The 12,733-nt window shown below is 64.6% G+C and carries 14 protein-coding genes; 7 read left to right on the plus strand and 7 right to left on the minus strand.

Annotation, left to right across the window (positions count from 1 at the left end; translation table 11 throughout):
- The first annotated feature begins 145 nt into the window (after positions 1-145).
- Both GO488_RS15465 and GO488_RS15470 read left to right on the plus strand, forming a co-directional pair.
- Positions 146-925, plus strand: a complete 780-nt coding sequence (locus GO488_RS15465; protein WP_162318751.1) for a GNAT family N-acetyltransferase — start codon at positions 146-148, stop codon at positions 923-925.
- A 110-nt stretch (positions 926-1,035) separates the two neighbouring features.
- The gene (locus tag GO488_RS15470; RefSeq protein ID WP_162318752.1) at positions 1,036-1,989 is read left to right on the plus strand and encodes a TIGR03557 family F420-dependent LLM class oxidoreductase; all 954 of its coding nucleotides are present in this window, start codon (positions 1,036-1,038) and stop codon (positions 1,987-1,989) included.
- A gap of 311 nt (positions 1,990-2,300) precedes the next feature.
- On the opposite strand, the gene GO488_RS15475 is transcribed toward GO488_RS15470, so the two are convergent.
- Entirely contained in the window at positions 2,301-3,125 is an 825-nt protein-coding gene (locus GO488_RS15475; protein ID WP_162318753.1) for a YihY/virulence factor BrkB family protein, read from the minus strand.
- 212 nt (positions 3,126-3,337) lie between these two features.
- Here GO488_RS15475 and GO488_RS15480 point away from each other — a divergent pair, with 212 nt between their 5' ends.
- The 4 genes from GO488_RS15480 to GO488_RS15495 all read left to right on the plus strand — a co-directional run bounded on the left by GO488_RS15480 (position 3,338) and on the right by GO488_RS15495 (position 6,228).
- Positions 3,338-4,006: an AIM24 family protein gene (locus tag GO488_RS15480; protein WP_162318754.1), complete on the plus strand. Its 669-nt coding sequence runs from the start codon at positions 3,338-3,340 to the stop codon at positions 4,004-4,006.
- A gap of 99 nt (positions 4,007-4,105) precedes the next feature.
- Positions 4,106-4,420 carry a hypothetical protein gene (locus GO488_RS15485; protein WP_162318755.1) on the plus strand — a complete coding sequence of 105 codons (315 nt, stop codon included), beginning with the start codon at positions 4,106-4,108 and terminating at the stop codon, positions 4,418-4,420.
- 94 nt (positions 4,421-4,514) lie between these two features.
- On the plus strand, positions 4,515-5,522 hold the full coding sequence (locus tag GO488_RS15490) for a DUF7544 domain-containing protein (protein ID WP_162318756.1): 1,008 nt from the start codon (positions 4,515-4,517) through the stop codon (positions 5,520-5,522).
- Between the two features lie 88 nt (positions 5,523-5,610).
- Positions 5,611-6,228, plus strand: coding sequence for a class I SAM-dependent methyltransferase (locus GO488_RS15495; protein ID WP_162318757.1), 618 nt, complete (start codon positions 5,611-5,613; stop codon positions 6,226-6,228).
- 6 nt (positions 6,229-6,234) lie between these two features.
- On the opposite strand, the gene GO488_RS15500 is transcribed toward GO488_RS15495, so the two are convergent.
- Both GO488_RS15500 and GO488_RS15505 read right to left on the minus strand, forming a co-directional pair.
- Entirely contained in the window at positions 6,235-7,299 is a 1,065-nt protein-coding gene (locus GO488_RS15500; RefSeq protein WP_162318758.1) for a hypothetical protein, read from the minus strand.
- Positions 7,300-7,391: 92 nt separating this feature from the next.
- On the minus strand, positions 7,392-7,598 hold the full coding sequence (locus GO488_RS15505) for a hypothetical protein (protein WP_162318759.1): 207 nt from the start codon (positions 7,596-7,598) through the stop codon (positions 7,392-7,394).
- Positions 7,599-7,775: 177 nt separating this feature from the next.
- Here GO488_RS15505 and GO488_RS15510 point away from each other — a divergent pair, with 177 nt between their 5' ends.
- Positions 7,776-8,186, plus strand: coding sequence for a TRAM domain-containing protein (locus GO488_RS15510; protein ID WP_162318760.1), 411 nt, complete (start codon positions 7,776-7,778; stop codon positions 8,184-8,186).
- Positions 8,187-8,577: 391 nt separating this feature from the next.
- Here GO488_RS15510 and rhcF read toward each other — a convergent pair whose 3' ends face one another.
- The 4 genes from rhcF to GO488_RS15530 all read right to left on the minus strand — a co-directional run bounded on the left by rhcF (position 8,578) and on the right by GO488_RS15530 (position 12,621).
- Positions 8,578-9,426 (minus strand): 2,4-diketo-3-deoxy-L-rhamnonate hydrolase, encoded by an 849-nt coding sequence (gene rhcF / locus GO488_RS15515; protein WP_162318761.1) that lies wholly within the window; start codon positions 9,424-9,426, stop codon positions 8,578-8,580.
- Between the two features lie 51 nt (positions 9,427-9,477).
- A complete protein-coding gene (locus tag GO488_RS15520) occupies positions 9,478-10,236 on the minus strand; it encodes an IclR family transcriptional regulator (protein WP_162318762.1) in 759 nt (252 codons plus the stop codon).
- Between the two features lie 145 nt (positions 10,237-10,381).
- Positions 10,382-11,413 (minus strand): LLM class flavin-dependent oxidoreductase, encoded by a 1,032-nt coding sequence (locus GO488_RS15525; protein ID WP_162318763.1) that lies wholly within the window; start codon positions 11,411-11,413, stop codon positions 10,382-10,384.
- Positions 11,414-11,415: 2 nt separating this feature from the next.
- Positions 11,416-12,621, minus strand: coding sequence for an enolase C-terminal domain-like protein (locus GO488_RS15530; protein ID WP_162318764.1), 1,206 nt, complete (start codon positions 12,619-12,621; stop codon positions 11,416-11,418).
- Positions 12,622-12,733: the final 112 nt, after the last annotated feature.

The following is a 12,733-nucleotide window of genomic DNA, read 5'->3' on the forward strand; positions in this document are numbered from 1 at the left end:
GCACCTGCAAGCGCTCGTTCGCGGCCGCTCACGCGCTCACGAGAGCGGTTTGAGACGCGTGGCGTGGCGGTCTCCGTCGTCCGCTGGCCCGACTGCTTCGTGTGCAAGGGTGACCGCTTTCTCCGTCGGGGACGGAGGGAGAGACATGAACGTCCGTCCCGCGACAGTCGACGACCGAGAGGGCATTCGAGAGACCGCCGAACGGTCGTTTCGCGCCTCGTACGCGCTGAGCCCCCAGCATATCGAGACGATCATCGAGGCCGACTTCGGTCCCGAAGAGCTCTCGAACCGGATAGATACGGACGAGGAACGCCTGCTCGTCGCCGAAGGAGTCGACGACGAAGCGGTAGAGACCTCCCCGGTCGGGTTCGCCGAGACCACAGGCGAGGGGGAGCTCCGCTGGCTTCACGTCCATCCGGCGGCTCGCGGACGCGGTATCGGTCACTCGCTCGTCGAGGGCCTACAGGACGAACTCGACGGCGACTCGACTCGACTCACGGCCCGACTGCTCGAAAGCGCCCGGGAGGGGAACCAGTTCCTCCAGCGGTTCGACCTCTACCAGACGGATACCGAGACCATCGAGATCGGGTCCGTGGAGTTCACTCTGCAGCGGTACACGCAACAGGAAGAGGAGCAGGTACAGGCGGAAAAAGAGGACGAGGAGGCCGACGCTCCGGAGGTCGAGATCCCCGACGAAGTCACGCTCGGCGGACAGCAGCGGTCGGTCGACGGCGACGCCGAACTCTCGGGGACGCGGTCGCCGTTCTTCCCCGTCTACGACGACGCCGAGTCCGAGCACCGGGCGGGATACTTCTGCTCGCAGTGTGGCGGCACCGACGTGACCGGCGACGGCCTCGACCGCCTGAAGTGCAACGAGTGTGGCAACACCCATCGGCCGGACGACTGGGACCCGGCGTACCTCTGAGCCCCGGCGGCGCGGAGGTACACGGAGGTCGAATCCCACCGCTCGCTTTCTCTCGCAAGGGCTAGATTCCCGAGGACGGCGGCCGACGTCTCACTCGACAGAGAGTACCTATGACAGAGATCGGCTACACCCTATCGAGCGAAGAGCACGGACCGAACGACCTCGTCGACCACGCGCGGAAAGCGGAGGAGATCGGCTTCGACTTCCTCTCTATCTCCGACCACTACCACCCGTGGGTCCCCGAGCAGGGCGACGCGCCGTTCGTCTGGTCCACCCTCGGCGGCGTCGCCGAGGCGACGACGGACGTCGACGTCGGGATCGGCGTCTCCGCGCCCATCATGCGCATCCACCCGGCCCTCTACGCGCAGGCCAGCGCGACGGCGGCGACGATGTTCGAGGGCCGCGAGTTCTACGCCGGGGTCGGCACCGGCGAGAGCCTGAACGAGCACATCTACGGCGACCACTGGCCCGAACACGCGGTCCGCCTGGAGATGTTAGAGGAGGCCGTCGACGTAATTCGCTCGCTCTGGACGGGCGAGGAGGTCAGCCACCGCGGCGAGCACTACACCGTCGAGAACGCCCAGCTGTTCACCCTTCCCGAGGAGACGCCGCCCATCTGCGTCTCGGCGTACGGCCCGCGCGCCGCGCAGGCGGCGGCCGACGTCGGCGACGGTTTCTGGGCGGTCGGCCCGCAGGACACCGTCGAGACATGGGAGGAGAACGGCGGCGAGGGGCCGCGGTTCTGCCAACTCACGGCCTGCGTCGCAGACAGCGAGGAGGAGGCGGTCTCGACAGCCCACGAGCAGTGGCCCAACTCCGGCCTCGCCGGCGAGATGACCGCCATCCTCCCGACGCCGAGCCACTTCGAGCAGGCCACCGAGATGGTCTCCGAGGACGACATCGCCGAGAGCTCGATGCTCTGCGGGCCGGACGCCCAGCCGCACATCGACAGCATCCAGCGGGCGATCGACGCGGGTTACGACCACGTCTACGTCCATCAGGTCGGCGACGACCAAGACGCGCTGTTCGAGCTCTACGAGGAGGAAGTCCTCCCGTCGTTCTAGGCCGACGCGTCGGCTCCTTTCGGCACTTCTCGGTACCGCTCGGTCGCTAGACCGCTAGACGTGGCCCTTGTATTCGTGGACACGCCGGTAGACCTCGCGGAGCACGCGATTCGAGAGCCGGGTTCAGGACGACGAGGCGTTCGCCCACTGTCTCGGTCGGTAGTGTCGGAGTCAGGGTCTCGTCTCTGTCTCAGCGGTCGGTCTCGCTCCTTTCCAGTCCGTCAGTCCGCGTGCGTCGGCTCGCTATCTGTTGTGTAGCTTCCGTACTACCGCTTCGCGTTCCTCGGGCTCCAGAACCGCTACTACGACTTTCAGTTCACACTACTCGCTTCGGGTTCGCCAGAGAAGTCGGTGCGGTCGGCGTCGATCGCGTTGACGACGGCACCGAGCAGCAGGACGACGCCGCTGAAGTACAGCCACGTGACGAGCAAGAGGATGCTCGCGATGAGGTTGCCGTCGCTCCCGGTCAGGGAGACATATACCTGAAACAGCACCTGTAAGAGCATCCAACCGACGGCCGCGACGACCGTTCCCGGGAGGACGTCCCGCGGCTCGACGTCGATGTCCGGGAACAGGTAGTACATCGGGAAGAAAGCGATACAGAGGCCGAGGGCGAGGATCAGCGGCACCGCGAATCCGATGAACGGGACGAACGAGAAGAACGCGACGACGCTGGTGGCACCGACCATCGCGACGATGCCGAGCGTGAGCGTGAGCAGCATCAGGAGGCTCTTCTTGAGCTGGCCGACGAACGACTCCCTGCCGGTCGTCTCGTAGATCTCCGAGAACGCGGTGTCGAGCCCGCGGAACACCTTGATCGCACCCCAGACGAGCGTGAGCACGCCGATGACCGACGCGGTGATCGTCGAGCCGGTTCCGGCACCGCTCTGTTGGTCTATCATCACCTCGATGACGCCGCCGACCGACGGGGAGACGTTGTCGGTGGTGACCTCGACGATTCGCTGCTGCAGCTCCGGCGCGCCGAAGACCGAGACCGCGAGGAAGAAGAACATGAGCAGCGGCACGAGCGAGACGAACGCGCTGTAGGCGATACTACCGGCGAGGAAGGTCACGTTCTTCTCGCTGAAGACGTCCTTGACCGCCTTCGCTTGCGAGACGACCGATTGGGTGTCCATACTTCTCCTATCGCGCTCGAGCAGTTTTACTGCGGGGGCCGATGGAGCCGGACGTAGCGCTGCTATTCTTGCCGGTCCGTCTCCGATCGCTGCACGTCGCATCTCGACCCCGATACGTTCGTGCTCGCCGCTGTCCGATCGTTTTCGCCTGAAGGTTTTTGCCCCCGCTCTCCGAAGCGCCGTCTGGGTTGCCAATAGCCCTGAATTGTCACATGGAACTCGAGAACTTCATCAGCGAAAACGCGCCCGAGGAGAGTCAAGACACGTTCGAACTGGAGAACAAGAAGCTACTGGACATCGACGTGGACGGCACGGTCCTGACGAAGGCCGGGTCGATGATCGCCTACGAGGGCGACCTCTCCTTTACGGGGAAGTCCTCCGCCGAGGGCGGTCTGACCGGCTTCATCAAGGGACAGATGTCGAGCGAAGGCACGCCCGTCATGGAGGTCGAGGGGACGGGTAACGTCTACGTCGCCGACCAGGGGAAGAAGATCCAGCCCCTCTCGCTCGACGAGGGCGAGTCGATCACGGTCAACGGCAACGACGTGTTGGCCTTCGAGGACAGCGTCGACTACAAGATCGGGACCATCGGCTCGCTCAGCGGCGCGTCGGCCGCCGGCCTGACGAACGTCTTCCTCTCCGGGCCGGGGATGGTCGCCATCACGACCCACGGCGACCCGCTGGTGCTCGAACCGCCGGTGAAGACGGACCCCGACGCGACCGTCGCGTGGTCCAGCGACCTCTCGCCGAGCATCAACACCGACCGCAGTCTCGCGAACGCCATCGGCCAGTCCTCCGGCGAGACGTATCAGATGGCCTTCGAGGGATCGAGCGGCTTCGTCGTCGTTCAGCCCTTCGAGGAGACCGCACAGCGAGCCTGAAACCCGACGCGAGTCGTGAGATCGTCGAACGAGCAACGGGTCGCTAGCACTCTCCGACTGGACGACAGGCCTTACTACGGTGGCACGCTATCTCGACGCATGGACCCGAGCGCGGTCTTCGAACGCGCCGACGTGACGCGGCGGCCCGGGGACCTACTTCCGGGCGAGTCGGACGGGGACGAGAAGTGGCTCGCGACCGACCCCGAGACCGACTGTCGCGGCGTCGGGCCGTTCGAGGAGGCGGCGCGGACCAACGTCGTATACGCTGTCGAGGCCTACCACGAGGAATACGAGACGCGCGGAGAGACCGGCCCGTTCTTGAGCGCCGGGCGAGACCAGACGTTCGAGATGCGCTGGCTGGACGAGGCCGAGACGACCATCGCCGACCGGCTCCAGGCTTTTTTACCGTTTTAGGCCGACCTCCGCTCGGTGGCCCACCGTGACCGTTTCCTGAGAGCCGCCACGTCCTCGGTGTAGACTTATATGCGAAGGCGCACGATTCGGAGATATGACACTCTACGCGCTCGAAGACATCGACGACGCGCTCGACGCGACGCGGGCGTTTCTCTTTCCCATTGACCGAACCCGGTGGATAAAACTCGCCGTCGTCGTCTTCTTCGTCGGCGGTCCGGTCGCGAACTTCAACTTCTCGCAGTACAACGTCCCGGCGGAGCAGGGACCGGGAGGCATGCCCCCGATTCCGGAGATCGGAACGAACGTCGTCCTCCTCGTCGCCGCCGTCGTACTGGTTGCGCTGCTGGTCGGACTCGCGCTCTTGCTGGTCGGTTCGGTCATGGAGTTCGTGCTCGTCGAGTCGTTGCGCCACGAGACGGTCGCGATCCGCGCGTACTGGGACCGGCGGTGGCGACAGGGCGTCCGCCTATTCGGCTTTCGACTCCTCGTGAACGGACTCGTCCTCGGCAGTTTCGCCGTCCTCTTCGCGCTGTTCGTGCTCCCCGCTCTCTTCGACATCGGGCCGGGTGCGGCCCCCGTCGGCGGGCTCTCGCTCGCGGGATTCCTGTTGCTCCTGCCGGTCATCGTCGTGTTGGCGCTGGTCGTCGGCATCGTCGATACCGTCACGACGTCGTTCGTCGTCCCCGTCATGGTACTCGAAGACCGGACCGTTCTGGGCGGGTGGCGGCGGCTCTGGCCGACGATGACCGGCCAGCCCTGGCAGTACCTCGCCTACCTCGTCGCCAACTTCGTCCTCGCGGTCGTCACCGGAATTCTCGTCGCCATCGCTACCGGGCTAGCGGCGCTGCTGCTCCTGATTCCGTTCGGTTTCCTCGGCCTCATCGGACTCTTGCTGTTCTTCCTCTTCGCACCATTAGGCGTCGGTGTCCTCGCGGTGGTCGGCGTCCTGTTCGTCCTCGCGCTCCTCGCCGTCGCCGCCCTCGTCCAGGTCCCGGTCGTCACCTATCTGCGCTACTATGCATTGCTGGTCTTGGGCGACATCGCCACCGAATTCGACCTGATTCCGGAGCGTCGCGCCGCCGTGCGAACGGAGGAACTGTAGCGGCCGAACCCCCTCTCTCGCTGTTGTCCATCCGCCGAGACGCGGCCACTTCGGGGCGCATTTACCCCTCGATTCCGTCGGTCGAGGTATGGACCCCGACGACGTTCGCGAAGACTGGGCCGAGCGCTCCGGGAAGTACTCGCCCACGTACTACGCCGAGATCGGCCCGAACGAGGTGAGCGAGACGCTCGCCGACGTGCTCGGTCACTACGTCGCAGACGACGCGTCGATCCTCGAGATCGGCTGTGGCTCCGGCCGGCATCTCGCGCACCTGCTTCGGAACGGCTACGAGAACCTCACCGGGATCGACATCAACGCGGACTCCTTCGACGTGATGGCCGAGAACTACCCGCGCCTCGCCGAGACGGGGACCTTCCACACCGGCGCGGTCGAGGACTTCGTCGGGGACGTCTCTGACGACGCGTTCGACGTGGTCTACACCGTCGAGACGCTTCAGCACATCCACCCCGACGACGCGTGGGTCTTCGACGAGATTTCCCGCATCACGGCCGACTTCCTCGTGACGGCCGAGAACGAGGGTAACAGCCCACAGCGCGGTCGGAACGAGGCGGACATCAGCTACGTCAACGACGACTTCCCGCTCTTTCACCGCAACTGGAAGGGGATCTTCTCGGAGCGCGGCTTCGCCCAACTGATCCGCGAACCCACGTCTCGGGACACGATCCGCGTGTTCCGGAAGCTCTGAGGCCGATCAGTCGTCCGGGTCGACGACGGCGAGTTCCACCCACCACGGAACTTCCCGCCAGTCGTCGCTGTCTTCGGACGGCCCGACTCGAAGCGTCACGTCGAAGCGGTACGTCCCGGGCTCGAGGTAGCCCGAGGTCGCGTAGTCGTCCCAGACTGCGTATCGAGTGACGACGGCCTCCCCCGCGGAAAGCGCGGCCATCCCACAGCCGTAGGCGTCGTACGTCCGGCTGTTCGTCTCCTCCCGGTCACGCGTCCAGCGACCGTCGTCGCCGGGTCCGGGCGCGTTCTGCGCTCGATAGAGCCAGAGTCCCGCCGGAGTACTGCCGCCTCGACTCCGGTTGAACAGGTGACACCCCTCGCCCTCGAAGGCATCGACCGCTCGATCCGCTCCCGTGTTTCGAACGCTCACGAGGAGCGTCGCCGTCGCATCGTCGGTGACCTCGCTCCGCTCCGTTACCGCGGTGAATCTGAGGTCGACGCCGGCCGGGACTTCGGCCGTATTCGTGACGTAGACGTATCGACTCGCCGATGGTTCGGGCGACGACGTGGCCGGTTCCGCGGGGGATTCCGCCCGCGAGAGCTCGATATCCGAGAGCGTCGCATCGAGGACGTACATCTCGTCTTCTCGACGCAAGTACGCGGCGCGTTCGACCCACTTCGGCATCGGAGCTTCGCCGTCGTACGCCCGTCGCTGTCGCTGGAGCGCGTCCTCGACGACCGCCAGCGCCTCGGGAAGCGCCCGTTCGGGACCGTCGGTGACGGTACGGTTCGGACAGGCGTCGAGCGTCTCGCCGTCGAGCGCGGCGGCGAAGGCGTCTCGAACGCCATCTGATTGCGCACCGTACTCGATCGGAACGACGTGGGTCCGCTGTTCCGCCGTCGGTGACACCCGCTCGGCCGAGAGAGTGGACTCAGATACCTGACACGTGCTCCTCTGCGTGTCACTCGATCCGTCGTCGAGAGTGTTGGTCGATTCACGGTCGGGGGTACCGTTCGGATCGGTCACGGCGGAGAGACAGCCCGCGGTTCCGGCGGCGGCGAGCGAGGCGAGGAGCCGGCGGCGATCCATAGTTTCGACGTTCGCCGACGCGAAAAAGTGCTTTGTGGTGGTCGAGTGCAATGCGACTGTCTCCGAGCGGACGAATTCCGTCGCCGAGTGAGTCACCTATCACCGCGGAGCACGAGCACCAGTCCGAAGAGGACGCCGACGACGATGAGCACCGCTCCGCTGATGCCGTAGAGTTCCCCCGGCGTGTAGGTGAACCGATCGCCGTACCGCATGATCGCCGCGGAGAGCAGGAGGGTCACTCCGGAACCGGTCAGGACGGTCGCCAGATCGAATCCGGCGGGGTTGCCGAGATCGGGCATACGAGGGAAACGTACGTCCCCGAAGATAGGGATAGTGCTTGCAAAGAAACCGCTCGACCGCGTGGCGGAAGCGAGTCGAGAGTCAATTTCAGCCGACCGCGTGCATAGCGACCCTCTCGGGGCAGTAGACTCAAATAGGCTGCCACCGATAGACGACAAAACACGGTGTCTGAGTGAATGGAAATTCCCCCACAACTTCGGTGTCTGTTCTCCGCTGAAATCGAGCGTTCGGGCGATTCGCTGGTCGTCGAGGTCCCCGACGACGAGATCGACGTCGGCGACGTCGAAGCCGGCGAGACCTATCGCGTCGCCTTACTACCCGCGCTGACGGACGACTCATCCCGGCAGACGGACCGACCAGCGGACGTATCGCCACCGAACGAACCACCCGTCGAAGAGGGCGAGACCCGACGCGTCGAGATCGAGAATCTCGGCGACCAGGGCGACGGCGTGACGCGGGTTGAGCGCGGTTTCGTCGTCATCGTCCCCGACACCGAGGTCGGCGAACGCGTCGCCGTCGAGATCCAGACCGTCACGGAGAACGTCGCCTTCGCCGAGGTCACGGAGCGCCTCAGTTACTACGACTGAGGTCGCTACACGAGGCACGCGGAGTTCGGTTGAACCGTCGCGACCGCCGACAGCTCCCTGAAACTGCTCGATTTCGTCTACATGCTAGTATAGCTATTCGAAATATCTATTTGGTATACCTACTTCGACGAGTCAAATTGATTCAACTCCGGCGGCTCGCCCGATACCGCGTCGCATCAGTAGCTGGTGCCAGGACCCACCATCGAAAATATGTCTCCCAAAAGTGACTATAGATGTCCAGATTAATGTTCAATTTACAGAGAATAATCTGCAAGTGAGGATATTAATAGCTATAATTGGCTAATCGAATATGGAAATCCGTCAGATACTGTGAGAAGTTCTATATCCGGGTCGAAATACCAGTCGATATCTCCAAACAGCTCGGATTCCCTTAGTCCCGTTCCGCCGTGACGGGGTTAGTCAGCGTTCCGATGCCCTCGATCTCGACGTCGACGGTGTCGCCGGGTTCGAGCAGTTCGGGCGGGTCGCGGAAGATACCGACGCCGCCGGGGGTACCCGTGGAGATGACGTCGCCGGGGCGCAGCGTCGTGAACCCGCTGATGTACTCGACGACCTCCTCGACGCCGAAGATGAACTCCTCGGTGTTCGAGGACTGCTTGGTGTCGCCGTTGACGCGACAGGCGACGTCCAGACTAGAGGGGTCGAGTCGGTCGTCGGGGACGAGCGTCGGTCCCATCGGCGCGAACGTGTCGTAGCTCTTCCCGCGGAAGAACTGGCCGTCGTCGAACTGCGCGTCGCGGCCGCTCACGTCGTTTATCGCCGTGTAGCCCGCGACGTACTCCCGCGCCTCGTCGGCGGAGACGTTCTTCGCCGTCCGACCGATGACGACGCCCAACTCGACCTCGTAGTCGACGTCGTCGAGGTCGTCGGGATGAACGATGGGGTCGCCGGGGTTGGTGACGGCCGCGCCGGCCTTCCCGAACAGGAGCGGTCGCTCGGGGACCTCCTCGTCCTGTTCTTCGGCGTGGTCGTGGTAGTTCAGCCCGACGCAGACGATCTTTCCCGGTCGCGGTACCGGCGCGAGGAGTCGCGCGTCCGCGACGGGGACGGCGTGGTCCTCGGCGGCGTCGACGGCGTCTTCGACGACCCGCAGGAAGCCCGGGTCGGTCAGTTGCTGATAGGTGATATCTTCTCGGAGTCCGGTCAACGGGACGATTTCGTCGTCGCGGCGGACGCCCCACGCCGGAGTGTCGCCTGTGGTGTATCGAACGAACTGCATCAACGGGTACTGCCAGCGCGGAGAACCTAACTGTTGTGTTCGAGACCGACCCTACGAGTAGGTCAGGTTCACCTCGATGACGTTCGCGCTGCGGAGGATCTGGTCCGGAACCTCGTCGGTGAATCGCTCTTCCTGCATCCGGCTCTTCGGACCGGAGACGCTCACCGCGGCGATCGCGTAACCGTCGTCGTCGACGATGGGGGCCGCGATACAGCGCATCCCCTTGACGCGCTCCTCGTCGTCGTAAGCGTACCCTCGCTCCCGGACCTGATCGAGCGTATCGAAGAGTTCCGCGCTGTCGGTTATCGTCTGCTCGGTCACCTCCGGGAGCCCGTGGCGGTCGAGAATCGCCTCGACCTCCGCTCGCGGCCGAAACGCCATGATGGTCTTTCCCAGCGCCGTCGTCTGCAGCGGAACGCGCATCCCGGCGTGGGTGTCCAGCTGAACCGCGTTCTGTCCGCGCGCTTTGTACAGGAAGACGCCGAGCCCGTGTTCCTCGATCATGAAGTTGGCGTGTTCGCCGGTCTTCTCGGCCAGTTCGTCTATCTCCGGGCGGGCTATCTCGAAGACTTTCTGTCGTGACCGGGCCTGATTGCCCAACTGGAGGAAGCGAGTGCTGACGTAGTACTCGTTGCCCTCCTTGACGAGGTACTCCTCCTGTTCCAGCGTCCGGAGATGGTCGTGGATAGTGCTCGTCGGCTTATCGAGGCGCTGAGCCACCTCGGAGACGCCGGCACCTTCGAGTTCGCGGAGCGTCTCGACGACTTCGAGCGAGATTTTCGCGGCCTTGACGGGCACGGGTTCGGTCATGTCCCTACCAAAGATAGGTCTCGAAAAAAGCTTTTCCGTCATCGCCGGAACGAATGTCCCACTTCGCCGAAGCGGGGGCCAAACTACCGAACCTGATCGTTACTGTCTGTGATCTTCGCTGGCGATGGTCGCCGGCTACTCCGGATTACCGGAACTCCGGCATGACCTCGTCGGCGAACAGTTCCATCCCGTCGGTGTCGGGGAAGTCGATGAACCAACACTGGAACTTCGTCACGCCGGCCTCGATCCGCCGCTCGATCGCCTCTGCGCACTCTTCCGGGGTGCCTATGACGAAGTACTCGCGGGCGTCCTCGGCGGTCCGAATCGGTGCCTGGTCCTGGTACTCCTCCTCGAACTGGATCGGCGTCATCAGATCCACCATCCGGTCGAACTTCTCCTCGTCGCGGGTGCAGATGACGTGGCCGTCCCAGGAGTACTCGACGTCGTCGGGGTCGCGACCGACGGTGCCACAGTGGTCCTCGATGACGCCGATCTTGTGGTTCAGCGTCTCGACGTCGCCGTTGAACACGTCGGTGTTCCAGACGTCGGCGTGTTTAGCGACCAGTTTGAGCGTCACCTCCTCGCCCTGTCCGCCCACCAGAATCGGCGGGTGCGGGTCCTGCACGGGCGTCGGGGCGCACGGGGCGTCCTCTATCTGGTAGTGATCGCCGTCGAAGCTCGCGCCGTCGCCGCCGGCGTCCCACATCCGCTTCATCAGGCGGATCGACTCGTCTAAGCGCATCAGGCGCTCGAAGCCGTCGCGGTACTCCCAGTCGTAGGCCTCGTACTCGGGCTCGTGCCACCCAGCGCCGAGACCGAGTTCCAGTCGACCGTCCGAAATGACGTCGAGCGTCGCCGCCATCTTCGCCACCAGCGCGGGGTTGCGGTAGTCGTTACAGAGGACGAGCGAACCGAGGTTGATGTCCTCTGTGAAGCCGGCCATCGCCGACAGGAGCGTCCAGCACTCGTACTCGGCACGGTCCCGGCCCAGCATCAGGTGGTCCGGTGCCCACGCCGCGTCGAAGCCCAGTTCTTCGGCTTTCTCGATGCCCATTCGTGTGGTCTCCCAGTCGAGGGCCTCGTACGCCGGCGTATCGCGGTGGACGGGTTCGTCGTCGCCGGCGTCCGGCGCACCAGCGAAGACGGGGACGTTGTACTCGAAGCTAATCTCGGGCATGGTCACTCCAGTGCGAAGTGGTCGAGCGCTTCGCGGTTGAGTTCGGCGCTTAAACCGACGCCGTCGGGGAGCGGGATGACGCCGTCGTTCGCGTCGGGCGGGTGCTGGTAGATGGCGTCGGCGTACGTCGAGTCCTTCTCGCCCTGTCGCTTCTGGTACCATTCGGGGATCGGGAAGTACTCCGCCATCGGCGCGTTGGTCGAGGCCGCGATGAAGTGCAGGTGCGGGTTCGTCCCCGTGTGCGGGATGATCGGCACGTCGTGGGCGCTGGCCATCGCGTCGACGCGCTGGAGTTCGGTCAGGCCGCCCATCCGGTGGACGTCGGGCTGGAGGATGTCGACCGCTTCCTTTTCGAGCATCTCCTTGTACCCCCACCGGGTGAACTCGTGCTCGCCGCCAGAGATGGGTACGTCCGTCGAGGCTCTGAGCTCCGCGTAGCCGTCGAGGTCGTCGGGGATGACCGGCTCCTCGACCCACTCCATGTCGTACTTCTCCAGCCGCTGGAGCATCTTCTTCGCGTACCGAACTGACCAGCCCATGTAGGCGTCGCCGGCGAGTTTGATGTCGTGGCCGACGGCCTCTCTGACCGTCCGGACGATCTCCTCGTTCTTCTCCATGCCCTTCCGCCCGGCCTCGGGGCCGTACTGGAAGCGCAGTTTCATCGCGTCGAAGCCAGCCTCGACGTAGTCCATCGCCTCGCGTTCGAGTGTGTCGAGGTCGACCGGATGGAGATTGCTCGCGTAGCAGTCGATCTCGTCCTCGACGGGGCCGCCGAGCAGTTCGTACACCGGCTTCTCGGCCTCTTTCCCGGCGATGTCCCAGAGCGCGAGGTCGACGGCGCTGATGGCCTCGATGGCCGCGCCCTTCCGACCGAACGGGATCGTCGCGCGGTACATGATATCCCAGAGCCGCTCGCGCTCAGTCGGGTCCTCGCCGACGACGAGCTTCGAGAGCGTCTCGTCGACGATGGTCTCGATCGCGCCGGTCGCCCAGTTGCCGTGGCCGACGCCCGTGATGCCGGCGTCGGTCTCGACCTCGACGACGACGTCGCCGACCGGTCCCATCCAGTTCCGGCGGGCCTGCGGGTTGTCGCCCTCGGCGTTATTGTACTCCTCGTACTTGCTCATCACCGTGACGAGCGGGAACTCGACGAACTCGCCCCAGGACTCCGTACTGACCTTGGTCGCGGATATATCCGTGATCTCCATGGCGTGCTGTCCTGGACTATTCGCGCACCGGAACTAATATCTTTCCATGATGGTGGGCTGTAATCAATTCGCGAAGATGACTCTACGCGACCCGGTACGCGCGGTCGTCGCG

The sequence above is a fragment of the Haloarcula limicola genome (assembly GCF_010119205.1).
Lineage (GTDB): Archaea > Halobacteriota > Halobacteria > Halobacteriales > Haloarculaceae > Haloarcula > Haloarcula limicola.